This window comes from Ketogulonicigenium robustum (assembly GCF_002117445.1).
GTDB classification, from domain to species: domain Bacteria; phylum Pseudomonadota; class Alphaproteobacteria; order Rhodobacterales; family Rhodobacteraceae; genus Ketogulonicigenium; species Ketogulonicigenium robustum.
This window is the reverse complement of sequence record NZ_CP019937.1, coordinates 1,948,458-1,967,239: the sequence shown is the minus strand read 5'-3', so window position 1 is coordinate 1,967,239 and position 18,782 is coordinate 1,948,458. Positions and strand designations below refer to the sequence as shown.

Genomic DNA, 18,782 nt, shown 5'->3' with positions numbered 1-18,782 from the left:
TGGTTTGCCCCGCGCGCACATGGCTGCGCGCACGGGATGGGGGCTAGCCGAACTGCTTGTCGTAAAGGTCCCTGAAGGGGCCGTTCGCTTGCAACAGTGCATCGACGCTGCCGGTCTCGATGACATGGCCGTCTTCCATCACGTAGACGACGTCGGCGGCCATGATGGTCGACAGGCGGTGAGTGATCGCGACGCGGGTGCGGCCACGGCCCAAGACTTGCACAGCCTCGCGGATTTTCTCTTCCGAAATGGCGTCCAGCGCGCTGGTGGCTTCGTCCAGCAGCAGGATCGACGCGTCTTTCAAGAAGGCGCGGGCGATCGAGATGCGCTGGCGTTGCCCGCCGGACAGGAAGGCGCCGTTTTCGCCGACTGGTGTCTGATACCCCTGCGGCAGGGCGCTGATGAAGTCGTGCGCAAAGGCTGCCGACGCGGCGGCTTTTACGTCATCGTCACTGGCGTCGGGGCGGGCGTAGCGGATGTTTTCCATGATTGAAGTCGAGAACAGGAACGTATCCTGCCCCACATAGGCCATTGCATGACGCAGAGATGTGGATTGCACACGGCTGATGTCTTGCCCGTCGATGGTGACGCGCCCCTCGGTCGGGTCGTAAAGGCGCATGATCAGGTTCATAACCGTCGATTTACCTGCACCCGACAGGCCGACGATCGCCGTCATCTTGCCGGCCGGAATGTCCATCTCGACGTTTTCCAGCACTTTGCGCTCGCCATAGGCGAAGGTCACATCTTCGAGGCGGATATGGCTGGGGCCGGGCTGTAGGGCAGGGCCGTCGGCGTTTTCGTTCAGCGTGGTCTTCATGTCGATCAGCTCGAACAACATGCGCACGCCAACCAGCATCGCTTCGGCCCGCACGCGCATTTGCGAGAGGCGCCGCGCGGGGTCATAACACATCAGCATGGCGGTGATGAACGACATCAGTTGACCTGCCGATGCGCCGTTCGCGCCGCCGACCACGTTCCACGTTGACAGCCACAAGATGGACGCGATGGTCAGGCCTGCCAGAATATCCATCACCGGCATCGTGACCGATTCAAGGCGCGTGATCGCGTTCGACCGCTTTTCGACTGCGCGGACAGCGCCGCTCATGCGGTTGCGCATCAGGTCTTCCAGCGCGAAGATTTTGACGATGCGGATACCGGCCGATGTTTCTTGCAGCACGCGCAGGATTTCGGCCAGCGACATCATCTGGCGCGATGTGACCTCGCGCACGCGGTGGACGAGGGTGCGCAGCATCAGGAATGCGAGGGGGCCCACCGTTAGCGCGGCCAGCGTCAGCACGGGTTGCTGGTAGACCATGACGGCCAGAAGCGACACCAAGGTCAGCATATCGCGCACCGCCGATGTGGCGATGATGTCGATCAGCCCGCGCGCGGACTGCGCGCTTTGCGTCACGCGCATCAGCGTGTCGGACGACTCGCGCAGGTTGAAGAAGTCGACGCCCTGTTCCATCAGCTTGTTGAAAATGTTGCGCTGTTGGTGGGCGATGATGCCGTTGCCCGCTTTGGCCATGGCGACCGCCTGAATATAGGCGCCGATGCCGCGCAGGGCGAAGATGCCGACGACGATCATCGATACCATCGTCAGTTGTTCGCGGTTGCTGGGGTTGCTCATCGCGTTGATGATCAGTTCCATCGACCATGCGGTCAGGCCCGCGCTGGTCGCAACGACAACCATCGCCAGAATGCCGATGGCGTAATATTTTCCCTGCGTGGCGAGGCCGTAGCGCAAAAGGCGCAAGACGACGTTGCCGTCGGCATCGTCTTTGACAAAACGGCTGATAATTTTCTGTACTAGCTGCATAGGCCCATCATTTTCCGCCCTGCGTCTGGAAGGGCAAACTGCTGCGATTGTAACAGACTGTCGACTGCAAAGCCATGGCGCAGCATCGGCGGATTTCGACCTGCGGCAGCTTTAAAGCGGCGGTTTTCGGCGGCGTATCTTGTTGTAGTGATTATCTCTAGCAAATGTGATTATTCTATGCGAGCGAGCCGTAATTTCGTGATCCACAGGGGAATATCGGTGCAGGACAAAAATATTCTATTGATTGGTGCGGGTTTCTCGGGCGCCGTGATCGGGCGTGAATTGGCCGAGGCAGGGCATCGTGTCCGCGTCGTGGATGTGCGCCCGCATATCGCCGGAAACTGCTATAGCGAGCGCGACCCCGAGACGCAGGTCATGGTGCACGTCTATGGGCCGCATATTTTCCACACCGACGATGTTGAGGTCTGGGACTATGTGAACCGCTTTGCGACGTTCCGCCCCTACAAGAACCGTGTTAAAACCACCGCGCAGGGGAAGGTGTTCTCGCTGCCGGTGAACCTGCATACGATTAACCAGTATTTCGACAAGACCATGCGCCCCGACGAGGCGCGTGCCTTCATCGCCGAGAAAGGTGACAGCACGATCGCCGACCCGCAAACATTCGAGGAGCAGGCGCTGCGATTTGTGGGGCGTGATTTGTACGAGGCGTTCTTCAAAGGCTATACGATGAAGCAGTGGGGCTGCGACCCCAGCGCGCTGCCCGCATCGATCCTGAAGCGTTTGCCGGTGCGTTTCAATTATGACGACAACTATTTCGCCCATAATTTCCAAGGGATGCCCGAGAACGGTTATACCGATCTGGTCGCCGCCATCTTGGATCATCCGAACATCACCCTTGATCTGGAAACCAAGATCACGCGCGAAGATGTTGCCGAATACGACCACGTCTTCAACTCGGGCCCGATTGACGCTTGGTTCGATCATGCATTGGGGCGTCTGGCCTATCGCACGCTAGACTTCCGCAAGTTCACCTATGACGGCGACTATCAGGGCTGCGCGGTGATGAACTATGGCGATGTGGACGTGCCGTGGACCCGCATTACCGAGCACAAGCATTTCTCGCCGTGGGAGAGCCATGAGGGCTCGGTTCTTTACGAGGAGCATTCGCGCGCTTGCGGGCCCGACGACATTCCCTACTATCCGGTTCGGATGGTCGAAGAAAAGAAAATGCTGGCCGACTATGTGGCGCATGCACGTAGAGCCGAGCGCATGACCTTTGTCGGTCGCTTGGGGACCTATCGCTACCTTGATATGGACGTGACCATCCGCGAGGCGCTGGATACAGCACGACTTTATTTGGACAGTATTAAGTTGGACGCCGCGATGCCGGTCTTTGTGAAAGACCCGCTGGCGTAAGGCGGGGGGCGTTTAGCCCGACGCTGTAGCGATCATAAGTATTGTTAGACGAGGCAAGAATGATAAAGCTGCAGACGCTGGTTTTTCCAGGAACCGACCTTCCTGCCCCGGAAGACATGTATTTCCACCATAACGACAGGCGGGTCATCAGTCGCCTGTCGGACGGGCTGGTCGACATTCCCGTGCGGTCGGCGACATTGACCGATACATTCTTTAACGGTTTTTCCGTTGGGAAGTGGAAAAGCATTTGCAACATTGACGATCTCGGGCTGGCGCTGACAGGATCGGGCCGCGTCATCGTACGCGTCGGCATCAATGTGCTGGATCACGCCAGCCGTTGGCTGAGCGAGGTCGAATGCGTTTTGAGCGACACCCCGACCTTGATCGAGATCCCCGCTTTCCCTACGTTGACCGACGGTATTCTATTTTTTCAGGTGCTTGCGCTAGAGCCCGCGACACTGACTGGCGGTTTCTATTTTACGCGGACACCGCCGCCGAACGATGTCCGACTGGGTGTGGTTGTCACGCATTTCAACCGCAAGAACTACGTGCTGCCGGCGATCCGCCGCGTGTCCGAACAGGTTTTGGCAGACCCTGACTTGGCGGGTCGCATCGCGCTGATTGTTGTCGATAACTCGCAAAACATCGCGCCCGAGGAGGCGATGGGCGCGGTCGTCATTCCCAATAAAAACCTGGGCGGTGCCGGCGGGTTTACCCGTGGATTGCTGCACCTGAAGGACAACGGCTTCAGCCACTGCCTGTTCATGGACGATGATGCCTCGTGCGAGATGGAGGCCATACGCCGCACGTTTCGCATCATGCAGTATGCAAAGCAGCCAAATGTCGCTGTCGCGGGCAGCATGATGCGCGAAGCCGCACCTTACGAGCTGCACGAAGCGGGCGCGGTCTACAGGGATGGCAGTTATTACCAAATCAAGAAAGGGCTGGACTTGCGCAACCGCGACCAGCTGCTTTTGGCCGAGGAGCGTAGCGAAAGCATAGGCTACGGCGGGTGGTGGCACTTCGGGTTCCAGATCGACCAGGTGAAGCGATTTGCTTTTCCGTTCTTTGTCAGGGGGGACGATGTCTTGTTCTCGATGACGAACGATTTCAAAATCGAAACCATGAACGGTATCGGGGGCTGGGCCGAAGATTTCGATATTAAGGAAGGCCCCTTCACGCGCTATCTTGGATGGCGGGCCACAACCCTCAGCTACATTCTGACGTCGAACAGAAGCGCAAAGCGGTTGCTGCGCATGTATCGACGCAACATTATGGGCAATCTCTTCTCGTATAATTACGCCAGTGCGCGCGCCTGTTCGATGGCGTTGCAAGACGTTATGAAGGGCCCTCAGTTCTGGGTGGATAACCTTGATATGTCGGACGTGCGGGCGCGCATGGCGGTCGAATGTCCGGGGGAAAAGCTGGGGGACATTGTCTTTCCAGATGATATCGCGCTCGGCCCGAAGAACGAGAAGAAATTCCACAAGTTGATACGGAAATTGACTTTGAACGGATTTGCGCTGCCCGAGCGAATGATCCGTGATCAAACAGTTATTGACCGCAAAGGCTTCGTTGGCGATTTGCAGAAAATATTCAAATATCGCCGTGTCATTTACGTCGCGCCTAATAGCGGTGCGGGTTACATGGCGAGCTATGATAAAAAACGGTTCTGGGAAGAATATCGCCTTGCCAAGGAAACGGCCCGCGAATTTGCAAAGCAATTTGACGACCTGCGCCAGACCTACAAAGCCGCGTTTCCCGAGATGACCTCGGAGAAATTCTGGCGCGACGTCTATTCCGACTGAAAGGTTGCCCCAGCCCTGACTTCGGGCTGGGGCAGCACGTTCACAACGTGCGCATATCCAGCCGCTTTGTAAGTTGGCGGCGCGCGATCTTGATGATGGCCCAGAAGGCCTTGCGACGTTCGTGGAAAGTGTGGCGGATGGGCCACCAGCCCCGCACCATGCGCCAGCCGACGGCAACCCTACCGATGACCGGGCCGCCATCCGTGCGCACACCCGCAAAGGCGAGGGGGACGGTGCGCTCGACCAGATCGTAGCGGGCTTTCAGGATCTCTTCTTCTTCCTCGGACGTGGGTTTGCCTGCGTCGGTCATCGCGGACTGCAGCACTTTGCCGACGGGGCGCGTGTGATGCACGGCGACGGTGTCCAGAATCGCGACGTTAAAGGGGCCGCTGTCGGCCCAGCGGCACCACGTGTAATCAAGCCCGAAACCGCTCATCGTGCCTTCGAAAAGGGGTAGGGCTTGGCGCAGGATGTTGCGGTTCAGGCATGGCACCATGATTTCGACATAATTGGTGTAGCGCAGCCGGAAGCCGGGGCACTGCATGAAGATGAAGTGCGAAAAATAGCTGTCATGCGTCAGCGCCGGCTGGGCGACCGCCAAACCTGACTGGCGGCACAGGCGGAATATCTCGTTCACGGTGGTCGCGCTGGCGTCAATATCGTCGTCGGGCAACCAGAAGTAGTCGTAGGCGTCGATGTCGATATCGGCGAAGGTTTTGAACAGACCGTCCCATTTGCCGCCCTTGATCAGAACGGCCCGCACGCCGTCGCGCGGCTGGAAGGCGGCAAAGGCGGCCGTGTCGAAAAAGCTGACAACCACGTCGTAGCTGCGCGCGTCGTCGGGGATGTCCAGCCAGCGGTGGTGCAGCGAGTTGCTGCCCGCGCGGACGACGACGAGATTTTTACGCGTCATGGATGGGCTACCAGAAAGCTTTTCAGGCGGTCGATGATCGCCTTGTTTTCGTTTTTATATGGCGAGTGCATACGGCCCCATTTCATACGGATCTGATAAAGAGCGTTGCGGGCGAAACGACTGAGAAGTGGTGCGCGTTTCGTTGAATCGCGCCCATTTGCAAGGGTGCTTTCGGCCGTCTCGCGCGGTTTTGCAAGGATCGGCTGCGTGATGAAAATCGGGATCTGATGTTCCCAGTAGTGTTTCAAGTCCATATCGATCGGGCGCGATATAGGCCCGATTGTCGAAAGTATTTTGCGCGCAGCATTGCGCCCGATGATGTAGCCGACGGTCAGTGGCGGCAGGTGGCGTGTAAGGATCAGGTCGGTGGTGCCCAGCGATCCGATCTTTTCACCAGTGCGTGCAGCACCGTCGATCTTTATGATGACATCGGCAAAAACATCGGGTTCGGTGGCGATACGCTGCAAAAAGTCGACCAAATCGGGCGAGGGGGCGATATCGTCTTCGCACACCAGCGCAGCAGGGTGCGGCCCATTTGCAATGCGCGACCATATGCCGTGGTGCCCCAGCGCGCAGGCGATTTCACCGCGCGATAGTGGCCTTTTGAATGCGTATCTATTTGTCTTTTGATCATACCATTTGCGAAACGTCTGCTCGGCCATTTCATTGCCATTAATGGCGTCGATAAAAGTGAATTTCAGGCCGATACGGTCGAATTCCGCGCGCACGGCACTGCGCCGATCATCGGCATTGGGCAGGCTGAGGACATAAATAGGCGGGAAATTCGTCGATGTCATTCTTCGTCCTAAATGCCCGCAAGGTGCGTTTGGCGTATTTCAACATCTAGCTGTTCGTTCGGGACATTTTCAACGTCATTGTCGCGGGAAACTGCAGGATGTCACCACAAGGTCACTGTCTTGGGTTAAAGTGCGATCGGCATGACGGGCCATTGAAGGGGGCGAAGGTGATGTGTTTCTTTCGTGCATCTGGGACGGATCTATCTGCTATGGCGCAGGCGAGTGTTCGCGCTGGTGAAGCATCCCTAACAGATATGCCCCCGGCGCGGCTACCTGTAGCGCGCCGGGGGGCGAAATGTGGCAAGTATTGGATCATGCCCCGCGCCAGACGCGGGGCGGGTTGTTATGCGCGAAGGTCGGCTGGAACGTCCCAGCCTTTGCCGGGCATGGCGGCCATCAGCTGGCGCGTATAGGCGCTGCTGGGGTTGCCGAAAACCTCGGCCACGGGGCCGCGTTCGACCACTTGCCCTTTTTGCATCACAATCAAATGGTCGCTGATTTGCGATGCGACGCGCAGGTCGTGGGTGATAAACAAAATGGTCAGGCCCATTTCGGTCTTGATTTTGCGCAGCAGGTTCAGCACCTCTTTTTGAACCGAGACGTCCAGCGCCGACACGGCTTCGTCGGCGATCAGGATTTTGGGTTGCATCATCAGCGCGCGGGCGATGCAGATGCGTTGCCGCTGCCCGCCCGAAAACTGCGCGGGGTAACGATAGAGGGCGTCTTCCTCGAGTTGGACGACCTGCATCAATTCACGCGCGCGCGCCCAAGCGACTTTGGGGTCTTCGCCGAAATTCAGCGGCCCGCCGACCAGCTGCGCCCCGACCGTCCTGCGCGGGTTAAGCGATCCATAGGGGTCTTGGAACACGATCTGGATGTCTTTGCGTGCGCTGCGCAGGCTTTGGCGCGAGCCGAGCGCGAAGTTGCGTCCGTCGATCCAAATGGCACCAGAATCAGGGTCTTGCAGGCGGATGAGGCACCGTACCAGCGTGGTTTTCCCCGACCCGCTTTCACCGACGATGCCCAGCGTTTCGCCTTTCCGCACCTCGAAACTGGTGGGGTGCAGCGCGTGGACGGTGCGCGCGGGAGCGGTTAGCGTGCGCGCGACATGGTAGGTCTTTTCCAGCTCGACGACGCTGAGGGCGACTTGCGTGCCCAACGGCGCGGCTTGGTCGGGTTGTTTGCGCGGCACGGCGGCGATCAGCTTGCGGGTATAGGGGTGCTGCGGGTGGTTCAGCACCTGATCGACGGTGCCCTGTTCGACCATGACCCCCTTTTGCATGACCACGACGCGATCGGCGATTTCGGCAACCACGTCGAAGTCGTGTGTGACGAACAAGATGCCCGCGCTGTGGGTGGATTTCAGCGTTTTGAACATCGACAGGATTTGCGCCTGCGTGGTCACGTCCAGCGCGGTCGTCGGCTCGTCCGCGATCAGCAGTTTGGGGTCCATCGCCAGCGCCATGGCGATCACGATGCGCTGACGTTGCCCGCCCGACAATTGGTGCGGAAAGCTGGCATAGATGCGAGCGGGTTCGGGCAGGCGCACTTCCTCGAGCAAGGCCAGCGTTTTGGCTTTGCGCTGCGCCGCCGACAGTTTGGTATGGGCTGCGAAAATTTCGTCGATCTGGTTGCCGACGGTAAAGCAGGGGTTCAGCGCGGTCATTGGTTCTTGGAAGACCATGGCCATTTTGCGCCCGCGCAATTTGGCGTGGGCGCGGCGCGACATGGCCAGCAGGTCCTGCCCCTCGAACAGGATCTGCCCGCCCGATGGGCGCAGCGCCTTGGGCAGCAAGCCCATGGTGCCAAAGGCGGTGACCGATTTGCCCGAACCCGATTCCCCCACAACGCAGACGATTTCATTGGGGTGGATGTCGAACGATATGCCCTGCACCGCGTGGGGGCGGTCGCCCCCGCGCGGCAGGTCGATCGTCAGGTTGCGGACGGACAGGACAGGATCAGACATGGCCTAGTTTCCCTTCGCCCAAGTCCCAGAAAAAGCCCGCCATCATTTGCGTGGCTTGCGCGGCGACGCTGACCAGAATGTGTTCATCCGGCGCGTGTTGGCTGCACGAGGGGTGCGAGTGGGGGATCCAGATCGTCTCCATCCCCAGCGTCTGCGAGAAGACCTCGTTCGGAAGCGAGCCGCCGAAATTCGGGGCCACGGCAGGCTCGCGGCCGGTGGTTTCGGCGATGGATGCGACGGCAAGGCGCGTCCAGTCGTTATCGGGGTCGGTGCGGGTGGCTTGGAACATGCCGCGCGACATTTGCACGATTTCGACATCGCCAAAGCCGTGGGCGTCCAGATGCTCGCGCAGCGCGGGCAGGATGCGGTCGCGTTCGACGCCGACGACGTAGCGCAGTTGGCAGGTGGCGCGGGCGCTGCCGGGGATGGCGTTTACGGGCGCATCGGGGCGGCCGCAGGTATAGGCCAGCACCTCGAAATTCGACCAGCCAAAGACCTGTGCGGCGCCATCGAGGCCGGGTTCCCCCCAAGTCGCGTCGGTGACGGGGTCTTCGTTACCGAATTCCAGCGTGATCTTGTTCAGGTAGCTTGCCACCTTTTCGGGGATCGCGCCGGGCGTCCAGTCGGGGATGAGAATGCGGCCCTTGGCGTCGGTGATCGAGGCGATGGCATGGGCCAGACGAATGCCGGCGTTCGGCAGCAGCCCGCCCCAGTTGCCGGAATGGTGGGCCCCTTCGCGCAGGTTACATTCAAGGGCAAAGCCGTGCCCGCCGCGCGCGCCCAAGAAGACGGTCGGGATGTGAGTCGACACGCGCGGCCCGTCCGATGCGATCAGCGCATCGGCGGACAGCAAGTCTTTGTGGGCGGCGGCGATGTCGTTCAGGCCGGGGCTGCCGCTTTCTTCGCCCATCTCGATCAGGACTTTGGTGTTAAAGCCCAGCTTGCCCCGGGCTTGCAGGGTCAGGCGCAGCGCGGCCAGATTGATGATGTGCTGCCCTTTGTTATCGACGGTGCCGCGCCCGTAGATGCGGTCGCCGACCTGGCGGGCCACCCATGGCGAGCCGCCGTCTTTCCAGTCGCCTTCCATGCCCCACAGCACGTCGCCGTGGCCATAGATCAGGATGGTCGGCAGGGCGGGGTCCTCGATCCGGCTGGCGAATAGCGCGGGTAGGCGTTCCAACACGGGGTTGGGCAGCAGTTGCGTGTCGAACCCCATCGCGACCAGTTGCGGGCGGATCAGGTCTAGGTAGGCCAGATGGTCGGGGGCGCTGTCGGCACGCGGGCTTTCGCTGGGGATGGCAAGGGCGGTTGTCAGCTCGTTAAAGAACGTGCCGTCGTTCACGTAGGCGGCGGCGGCTGCGACGGTCGCGGCGCGGGTGGGTTCAATCGTCATCGTCTTCCCTTTAATTACGGTTGTCGGGGGCCAGCGCATCGCGCATGCCGTCGCCGATCATATTGATCGACAGCACCAGCACGCAGATCGCCGCACCGGGGATCAGGATCAGCCAGCTGTCGAACAGAAGGTATTGGCGCCCCTCGGCGACCATCAGCCCCCACGACGGGGTGGGCGGTTGCACGCCAAGCCCGAGGAACGAAAGTGATGCTTCGAGCAAGATGGCGTGGGCCATTTCGAAGGTGGCGATCACCATCATGCGGTCGAAGATGTTGGGCAGCAGTTCGCGCGCCAGCAGTTTGGGGGTGGAGTAGCCCATGGATTGCGCGGCTTGGATGTATTCCTGATTGCGCACCTGCATTACGGCAGACCGCAGCACGACGGCAAACCGGTCCCACAGCAGCAGGCCCAGCACTAGCACCACAACCACCAGCGATCCGCCAAACAGCGCGACCACGGCCAGTGCCACGATGATGACCGGCAGCGTCAAGCGCGTCATGATGAAAAAGTTGATGACCAGATCGACCTTGCCGCCGAAATAGCCGGCCAGCACGCCAAGCACGGTGCCGATGATTCCGGATGTGATCACGGTGAACAGGCCGATCAGCAGCGAAATCCGCGCGCCATAGATGATCCGGCTGAGGTAGTCGCGCCCAAGGCCGTCCGTTCCCAGCAGGTGCGCGGGGTCGTGCCCCGCCAGCCAAAACGGCGAGAGTGTGCGCTTGGTCATGTCCTGCGCCAGCGGGTCGTAGGGGGCGACCAGCGGGGCGAAGACCGCCATCAGAAAGATCAGCACGAAGACGGTGCCGCCAAAGACGAAGCCGGGTTGCGCCATCGCGCGGGCGAACATGCTTTTGGGGCGCTGGCGGCCGGTGGTGGTGGCGTTTTCGGGGGGGCTGGTGTTTGTGTTTTCAGCGCTCATTTGATGCGGATCCTTGGATCAAGCCATGCGTTGATGATGTCGGATGCCAGCACCATGACGACGTAGAACAGCGCGACGATCATCAGCGTGGCCTGCACGACCGGCAGATCCATGCGCGAGATTGATTCCCACGCCAGATAGCCCAAGCCATTGATACCGAAGACGGTTTCGATGACCACTGATCCGCCCAGCATGTTGCCGAACTGCACGGCCAGCAGCGATACGACCGGAATGACGGCGTTGCGCAGCGCATGTTTGAAGACAATCTTGGGCGTCGAGATGCCCTTGGCCCGCGCGGTGCGGATGTAGTCCGACGACAGCGCCTCGATCATGCCTTGGCGGATCAGGCGCATCATTGGCGGTGTGGCGTAGTATCCCAGCGCGATGGCGGGCAAGATGAAGTTGCGCAGCGATTCCGACCCCGACGGCGGTAGCCATCCCAGCGTGAGCGAGAAGATGACGATCAGCACCAGCGCGAACCAGAAGTTTGGCATCGCTTGTCCCATCACGGCGATGAACATGGCTACGCGGTCGATGATCGAATTGGGCCGCAGCGCTGCGATCACGCCCAGTGGCACCGACAGGGCCAGCATCACGCACAGCGCCAGCGACGCCAGTTTCAGCGTGTTGGGCAGGCGGTAGGCGATCAGGTCGGTGACCGGCTGGTGGAAGAACAGCGAGCGGCCGAAATCGCCCTGCATCGCATTGCCCAGCCATTCGGCATAGCGCACCACCAGCGGGCGGTTCAGGCCCAGTTCTTCGCGCATCGCCTCGATCTGGGCGGGGGTAGCCTCTTCACCCGCCAGCGAGACCGCAAGGTCGCCCGAGGCGTTCAAAAGCGTAAAGGCCAGGATGGAGACGGCCAGACAGACGCAAAGCGCCAGCCCGATCCGTTCGATCAGATATCGCAGCATGTATCACCACTTCGTTGAAGGTGGCGGCCCTGTGGCGGGCCGCCGGTCGCCTTAGTTCGCGCCCCAGCTGGCTTCGAAGAAGCGGGGGGTTTCATCGGGAACGGGGGTGAAGTTCAGGTCTTTGTTGTAGACGTAGTTCAGCGCGTAGGTGAACATCGGGATGATGTAGGCGTTCTCGGCGATGGCCTCGACCGCATGGGAATAGGCGACAGTCCGAGCGTCGGGGTCGATGACCGATCCGCCTTCTTCGATCCAGGCGGTGACTTGCGGGTCGCGCGCGTAGTCGTTGCCAGACCCGTCGAACCAGAAGCCGAGGCTGGCGCCGCTATCCATGATGGAGTTCGATCCCCATGCCTGGAACGACATCGGAATACGTCCTTCGAGGCGCATGGTGCTGAGGGCCGACGCTTGCAGCATGGTCAGGTTTGCGCGTACGCCGACCGTGTTCAGATCGCCGATGATCGCCTCGACTACGGGGCGGTCGCGGTAGCCGTAGAAATCAATGCTGAAGCCATCGGGGTAGCCGGCGTCGGCCAGCATCTGGCGGGCCAGCGCGGGGTCGTAATCATAGGTGACGACATTGCCTTCGCAGCCGAACTGGGTGGGCGAGCAGGCGGTGTTGAGCAGTTCAGAGCCAGGGCCAATCATGGCCGCGCGGATGCCGTCGCGATTGATAGCGTGCGATAGCGCTTGGCGGACGCGCACGTCTTTTAGGGGTGTATCGCCCGTACGCCCTGCGGCATCGAGCAGGACAAAGCCGGTGCGCAGCAGGCTGCCGGAATCGACCTTCAGCTGCGACTGCCCTTCGAACTGTTGCACCGCATCCGGCGGCACGCGCCAGATCCAGTCGAGGCGGCCTGTCATCAGTTCGATCGCTTGGGTGTTGAATTCGCCGATGCGGCGGAATTCCATGCTGTCCAGATGGGGCACGCCTTTGACGCCGCCGAAATAGTCGGGGTTACGCTCCATCGAGACGCGCTCGCCGGGGACGACCTCGGTCACGCGGAAGGGGCCGGTGCCGATGGGGTGCAGGGACATGCCTTCCACGCCAACTTCGGCATAGTAGTCAGACGGGTAGATCGGCACGATATTGGCCAGATATTCCAGCGCTGCGGGGAACAGGCCCTTGGTGTGGATGCGGACGGTGTAGTCGTCGATCTTTTCGGCGCTTTCGAGGAAGAAGATCGACTGGGTCGTCGTGTTCTGCGTCACGTAGTCGATGGTGCCGACCACGTCGTCTGCATTGAACGGGCTGCCGTCGTGGAAGGTGATGCCCTGACGCAGTACGAATTCCAGCGTGGTGTCATCGACCCAGCGGAAGCTTTCGGCCAAGTGGGGCTCGATCTCGCCGGTCGCATTGTTGCGGTAGATCAGTGTGTCCCAGATGTGGTGCCCCAGAACGATGCCTTCGCGGATAGTGTGCTGATAGAAGTCGATGCTGGACGGCATGCTGTCGGAGGCCCAGTTCAACGAATTATCCGACGGGCCGGCAAGCGCCGCCAGCGGCAGAACAGCACATAATGCGCTGGATATAAGAAGGTTTTTCATCGTGTCTTGTCCCTGTTGTTCAGTTTTTCGGCAAATGGAGCCCGAAGGCGTTGCCGCATTTCGTTTTTTGTATACTTTATTCACGCCTACCCAGAAGCTGGTGTCAACAGGCGCGTCGTCATCGGGGGGGCGCATTGGAAATCGGCAGGACCAACATGCTAGAAATTAAGCAACTCGCCCGCATCCCGCTGCACGAGGCGATATCCGAGAGGCTGCGCGGCCTGATTGTCGATGGTACATTGCCCCCCGGCGAGAAGCTGCTGGAAAAAACCCTGTGCGAAAGCTTCGGGGTGTCGCGCACCCCTATGCGCGAGGCGATTCACACCCTTGCAGGCGAGGGGTTGGTGACGTTGATTCCCAATCGCGGGGCGATCGTGGCCCGTATAGACAATACGCAGGTGATGGATGGTTTCATCGTCATGGAGGCGTTGGAGGCGCTGGCGGGGAAGCTGGCCGCGCCGCGCATGGGGGCGCAGACGCTGGCGGCGCTGCAGGGCCATCACGCCGCCATGTTAGAAAACTACCACGCGGGCGCGCGAGCGCTGTATTACAAGCACAACCGCGCCATTCATGACCTCATTTTTGAGGCCGCGCAAAACGACGTTCTGTCCGATCTGCGCAGGCAGGTGCAAAGCCGCTTTGTCAGCCTGCGCTTTGCGGCGGCAATATCGGCCGAGGAATGGGCGCTGGCCGTGGCCGAGCACGAGGAAATGCTGGTCGCCTTGAAGGCCCGCGACGGCGATACACTGTCCGAGATTTTGCAGCGCCACACCCAATCGAAACGAAAGCAGGTCTCGCGTTGGCTGGGCCTTGACCCCGAACCCCTGACCCTAAACGAGGCCTGATCATGCGAAACACTTACCGATTCTCGCCCGACGATTTTGATGTTGCCGCACTACTGGCAGACTTGCGGCGCTGGGTCGCTGTCGAAAGCCCCAGCCATGATCGGGCTGCCGTCAACCGCATGATGGATCTGGCCGCAGGCCACGCCGCGCGCATCGGTTTGAGCGTGACGCGCCATGTCACCGATGATGCGCATGGCGATGTGGTGATCGCGCGCAACCATGACGGCAGCGGCCCCGCCGCGCTGCTGCTGGCACATCTGGATACCGTCCACCCCGTCGGCACGCTGGACACATCGCCCTGGCGCGAGGAGGGTGAGCGGATCTATGGACCCGGCATCTATGATATGAAAAGCGGCGCGCTGATGGCGCTGTATGCAGCGGCGGCCATCGGCACTACGGCGCCGCTGACTATCGTGTTCATTCCCGACGAGGAAACCGGCACCTTTGCGGGCCGCTCGTTTGTCGAGGCGCTGGCCCCCACCGCCAGCGCCGCCTTGGTACTGGAGCCTGCGCGCGAAGGGGGCAAGATCGTCACCGCGCGGCGCGGCGGCGGGCATTACATGTTCAACATCATCGGTCGCGCCGCACATTCGGGCACCCGCCCGCAAGATGGCCGCAGCGCCATCCGCGAGGCTGCCAAGCTGATCCTGCGGCTTGAGGCGCTGAACGACCCGGCGCGTGGCATCGGGGTGAACGTCGGGTTGATCCGTGGCGGCACCACGCGCAACACCATCCCTGGCACCTGCACACTCGAGGTCGACATCCGCTTGCCCGACCCCGCCGCGCAGGCCGAGGTTTTGGCGGCGATCGATGCGCTGGTGCCGGAGGATCCCGATGTACGCTATGACGTGACGCGGCAGATCTCGCGCCCGCCGTTTGCCGAAGACTCGGGCATTCGCGCACTGTTCGCCCGCGCCGCGCCGATAGCGGCGGCGATGGGTTATCCGCTGGTTGCGATGGCCTCGGGCGGGGGGTCGGACGGCAATTTCACGGCAGCGCTGGGCGTGCCGACGCTGGATGGGCTGGGGCCGGACGGGGCCGACGCCCACAGCCCGAACGAGCATATCTTTCCGGCGACCATCGCGCCGCGCTTGGCGATGCTGGCCAATCTGGTTGTCGCGCTAGGACAGGGGGAAAGCGCGCCCGCCTGAGTTGCCGCAAGGGCATAAGTTATATTGAAAAAGACATAATTTCGTCACCTCCGTGACGTGTCCGGTGCCTAGTGCGGCGCGGAAACGGAAACGGAAGACTGATATGCCCCTGTTGAAGACCGCCCTTTTGCGCCGCACGGCTGCCACTGTTCTGGTCGCCCTGCTGGCGACCAGCGCCCTTGCACGCCCCGAAGGCGTCGGCACCGTCACTATTGCTGTGCCCCAAACCACCGCGCCCCTGCCGATGGTTCAGAACTATCTGGCGCAGACGGGGGTTGATGCCAACGGTGTTGAAGGAAACAAGTACGACTGGGGCTTCAACCCCGTGCTGCAGATCCTTTCGGGCTTCGACAAAATCTGGACGTTGGGCGATGCGGCATGGCACGGCGGCGCAGCCAATGGTGATGGCGCGCAAGACTACAGCCAAGTGGCAATTGTGAACGCGCCGGTTTGGGCGGGCAACATGCGCTATGTGCTGGACGTGACCGGCCCCGCCCGCACCGAGGCCGAGGCCCTTGCCGCCTATCTGGATGACCGCCGCGCGCAGGGCTATTCGGTGATCGAGGGGATGGGCCCGCTGCTGGCGCCGATCTATCGCGACAACGCGGGTGCCGTGACGACGATCAACCACACGCTGGCCGATTTCGACGTGCTGAACCCCCAAAACCCCAAAGAGGATGACGAGGGCACCGAAGCGGGTGTCGAGGGCAGCGCTCTGTTGGATTTCTTGGCCCTCATGCAGTTGATGCGCGGCCCGGCAGGCACCACATCGCCGGCCAAGTATTTCTATGCCTCGCCGCGTCCGTGGCGCATGACCGACACCGGCGAAGTCATCCAGACGGGCGACGCCCCCTTTGGCGACAGCACGATTGAAGTCTATGACAGCAACACCGGCGTGATCCCCGCGCTGCTGTCGGCGCGCGATGCGCGGGGCCGTGGCAAAGACGGCGGCTTCCCGTCGGGCCACACGAACGCGGCCTATCTGGCGGCGCTGGCCTATGCCTATGCGATGCCCGAACGGTTCGAGGAATTGCTGACCCGCGCGTCCGAACTGGGCGAGAACCGCGTGGTTACGGGCATGCACTCGCCGCTGGATGTGATGGGCGGGCGGATCATGGCGATGGCCGTTGGTGCGTCGGTGCTGTCCGACCCCGCAAATGCCGAGGCAAAGGCCGCAGCCTTCGCCAATATGCAAGCGGTGATGGCGCAGGGCCTGCCTGCCGATATGACGCTGCTGGACGCTGCCGACGTGCCCACCAACGACCGCTGGGCCGACGAATACGCGAACGCATCGCTGTACCGCCAGCGCATGACCTATGGCCTGCCGCAAGATCCGGCGATGGCCGATGCGCCGGTCACCATTCCTGCTGGTGCCGAGGTACTGCTGGAAACGCGTCTGCCGTACCTCGACGCCGACGCGCGCCGCGTCGTGCTGGCCACGACTGCGCTGGCAGGTGGTTACCCGCTGGTCGACGACAGCAACGGCTGGGGCCGCATCGACATCGTCGCGGCAGCGGGCGGCTTTGGCGCGTTCCCCGGTGATGTGACGGTGGTGATGGATGCGGACAAAGGCGGCCTGAACGTGCGTGACACATGGGTGCACGATATCGCCGGGCCGGGTTTGCTGACCAAAGCTGGCAGTGGCACTTTGGTGCTTGCGGGCCATAACAGCTACACCGGCGGCACCATCTTGTCCGAAGGCATGCTGGTGGCGCGTGCGGCGGACAGCCTGGGTGCGGGCGAGGTGTTGGTCGAAGGCGGGCAGCTGGTCGTCGGTGCGGCAGGTGTCGTTCTGCAAGCCCCGGTCGAGGTGACGGGCGGCGTGCTGGTTGTCGATGCCGCGCTGGAGGCTGGGACCCCGCTGATCGCGCTGCAAGCCCCGCAGATCACGGGCGCTTTCACCCAAGCCCAAACCGCCGATGGCCAGCCGCTGGCCGTGACGCAAACCGCGCAAGAAATCACCGTAGCGCTGCAGTAATGCGGGCTTGACGGATGGCGTCGTCATCATACCCCCGCCCGAAACGGCGGGGGTGTTTTTATTGGCGCAGGTATCGGCGGGGGGCCGCTGGCGCACCGCCTTGCAGGGGTGCCGCGTTGCGTAATGCCATGCGCGCCATAGGGTAGGGGCAACCGAAACCCAGTGGTACGTCGTGGTGGCGGGTCGCTGATCCACCAGATGGGGAACTATATGCTTGCGAACACCAGAACTTGGCTCAGCGCCGCTGGCGGACTGTTGGGGATGATGTCGACGGCGATCGCCGCCGAAAATACGATTGCCGAAAGCATCGTCCATGTGGCAGCGGGCGGCGATGGCACAATCGATAGCTATCATCTGGATCATGCCAGCGGCGCACTGACCCCGCTGCAGCGGGCCGAGATTGGCCCCAATGTCGCGCCGCTGACAGTATCTGCCGACGGAACGCGGCTTTACGCGGCGATATGGGATGGCGCTGCACAAGTTGTCAGCCTGATCCGCGATCCTGCGACGGGCGCATTGCAGCCCGATGGCACCGCCGACCTGATCGACGGTATCGCGTTCATCGGTCTCGACGGCGCGGGGCGGACGCTGCTGGGGGCATCGTACAACGGTAACGCCGTCACCGCGATGCCGATCGACGCGGATGGGCGCGCGGTGGGCGACGCGCTGCAAGTGCTGCCCGCGGGGCGCAACGCGCATGCGATCATCACAAATACCGCAGGCACCGTGGCCTATGCCGCCGCGCTGGGCACGGACGAGGTGATTCAATACACGCTGGACGACAGCCACCTGACGCAAACGGCCTCGGTTTCCACCGGCGATGGGTCGGGCCCGCGCCATCTGGCCCTGACCGAGGATGGCCACCGCCTTTATGTGCTGACCGAGCTGTCGGGCGAAGTGGTGGCGTTCGACGTCGATGCTGGCACCGGTGCGCTGACCGAAGCGGCCCGCGCCTCGATCCTGCCTGCGGGCGAGGATTTGCAAATCGGCCTGCAACCGGGCGCGCCACGCGATGATGTGCCGCGCATCTGGGCGGCCGACATTGCCGTGACGCCGGATGGCCGCTTTATCTATGCCAGCGAACGCACGCGCAGCCGTATTTCTGTTCTGGCCGTGGGCGAAGGTGGCACGCTGGCGCTGGTCGACACCGTCGAGACCGAGGCGCAGCCCCGCAGCATCGCGCTGGCACGCGACGGCCGTGTTTTGGTCGCCACGGGCGAGCGGTCGGATCACATCGCGGCCTATACGGTCGATCTGCAAACAGGCCTGTTGACCCCCGCAGATCGTGCGCCGGTGGGCGCCGGTGCGGGGTGGGTGACAATCGTGCCGAAGGAGTAAATCGCCCCAGCGC

At 61.8% G+C, this 18,782-nt stretch carries 14 protein-coding genes; 6 read left to right on the top strand and 8 right to left on the bottom strand.

The genetic code is table 11. From position 1 onward, the window contains the following. Positions 1–43: 43 nt before the first annotated feature. A complete protein-coding gene (locus BVG79_RS09750) occupies positions 44–1,819 on the bottom strand; it encodes an ABC transporter ATP-binding protein (protein ID WP_085786728.1) in 1,776 nt (591 codons plus the stop codon). Positions 1,820–2,038: 219 nt separating this feature from the next. Between BVG79_RS09750 and BVG79_RS09745 the strand changes: the two genes are divergently transcribed. Further along, the gene (locus BVG79_RS09745) at positions 2,039–3,196 is read left to right on the top strand and encodes a UDP-galactopyranose/dTDP-fucopyranose mutase family protein (protein WP_198167842.1); all 1,158 of its coding nucleotides are present in this window, start codon (positions 2,039–2,041) and stop codon (positions 3,194–3,196) included. 59 nt (positions 3,197–3,255) lie between these two features. Beyond that, entirely contained in the window at positions 3,256–5,004 is a 1,749-nt protein-coding gene (locus tag BVG79_RS09740) for a glycosyltransferase (RefSeq protein ID WP_085786726.1), read from the top strand. 40 nt (positions 5,005–5,044) lie between these two features. Here BVG79_RS09740 and BVG79_RS09735 read toward each other — a convergent pair whose 3' ends face one another. The 7 genes from BVG79_RS09735 to BVG79_RS09705 all read right to left on the bottom strand — a co-directional run bounded on the left by BVG79_RS09735 (position 5,045) and on the right by BVG79_RS09705 (position 13,457). Continuing rightward, positions 5,045–5,917 (bottom strand): DUF707 domain-containing protein, encoded by an 873-nt coding sequence (locus BVG79_RS09735; protein ID WP_085786725.1) that lies wholly within the window; start codon positions 5,915–5,917, stop codon positions 5,045–5,047. Continuing rightward, complete coding sequence (locus BVG79_RS09730; RefSeq protein WP_085786724.1) at positions 5,914–6,714, bottom strand: glycosyltransferase family 25 protein; 801 nt, start codon at positions 6,712–6,714, stop codon at positions 5,914–5,916. Before BVG79_RS09730 ends, BVG79_RS09735 begins: the two co-directional genes overlap by 4 nt. A 343-nt stretch (positions 6,715–7,057) precedes the next feature. After that, positions 7,058–8,680, bottom strand: coding sequence for an ABC transporter ATP-binding protein (locus tag BVG79_RS09725; protein ID WP_085786723.1), 1,623 nt, complete (start codon positions 8,678–8,680; stop codon positions 7,058–7,060). Continuing rightward, entirely contained in the window at positions 8,673–10,073 is a 1,401-nt protein-coding gene (locus tag BVG79_RS09720) for a M20 family metallopeptidase (protein ID WP_085786722.1), read from the bottom strand. The genes BVG79_RS09725 and BVG79_RS09720 overlap by 8 nt, the downstream gene beginning before the upstream one ends. Before the next feature lie 10 nt (positions 10,074–10,083). Further along, positions 10,084–10,923: an ABC transporter permease gene (locus BVG79_RS09715; RefSeq protein WP_198167927.1), complete on the bottom strand. Its 840-nt coding sequence runs from the start codon at positions 10,921–10,923 to the stop codon at positions 10,084–10,086. A 68-nt stretch (positions 10,924–10,991) separates the two neighbouring features. After that, the gene (locus tag BVG79_RS09710) at positions 10,992–11,909 is read right to left on the bottom strand and encodes an ABC transporter permease (RefSeq protein WP_085786720.1); all 918 of its coding nucleotides are present in this window, start codon (positions 11,907–11,909) and stop codon (positions 10,992–10,994) included. 51 nt (positions 11,910–11,960) lie between these two features. Beyond that, the gene (locus BVG79_RS09705) at positions 11,961–13,457 is read right to left on the bottom strand and encodes an ABC transporter substrate-binding protein (protein WP_198167841.1); all 1,497 of its coding nucleotides are present in this window, start codon (positions 13,455–13,457) and stop codon (positions 11,961–11,963) included. Positions 13,458–13,612: 155 nt separating this feature from the next. Between BVG79_RS09705 and BVG79_RS09700 the strand changes: the two genes are divergently transcribed. From BVG79_RS09700 to BVG79_RS09685, 4 genes are all read left to right on the top strand, one after another. After that, positions 13,613–14,302 (top strand): GntR family transcriptional regulator, encoded by a 690-nt coding sequence (locus BVG79_RS09700; RefSeq protein WP_085786718.1) that lies wholly within the window; start codon positions 13,613–13,615, stop codon positions 14,300–14,302. Positions 14,303–14,304: 2 nt separating this feature from the next. Beyond that, entirely contained in the window at positions 14,305–15,453 is a 1,149-nt protein-coding gene (locus tag BVG79_RS09695; protein WP_085786717.1) for a M20 family metallopeptidase, read from the top strand. A 103-nt stretch (positions 15,454–15,556) separates the two neighbouring features. Beyond that, positions 15,557–17,431 (top strand): phosphatase PAP2 family protein, encoded by a 1,875-nt coding sequence (locus tag BVG79_RS09690; protein ID WP_085786716.1) that lies wholly within the window; start codon positions 15,557–15,559, stop codon positions 17,429–17,431. Positions 17,432–17,641: 210 nt separating this feature from the next. Next, entirely contained in the window at positions 17,642–18,769 is a 1,128-nt protein-coding gene (locus tag BVG79_RS09685) for a lactonase family protein (protein ID WP_198167840.1), read from the top strand. Positions 18,770–18,782 lie beyond the last annotated feature (13 nt).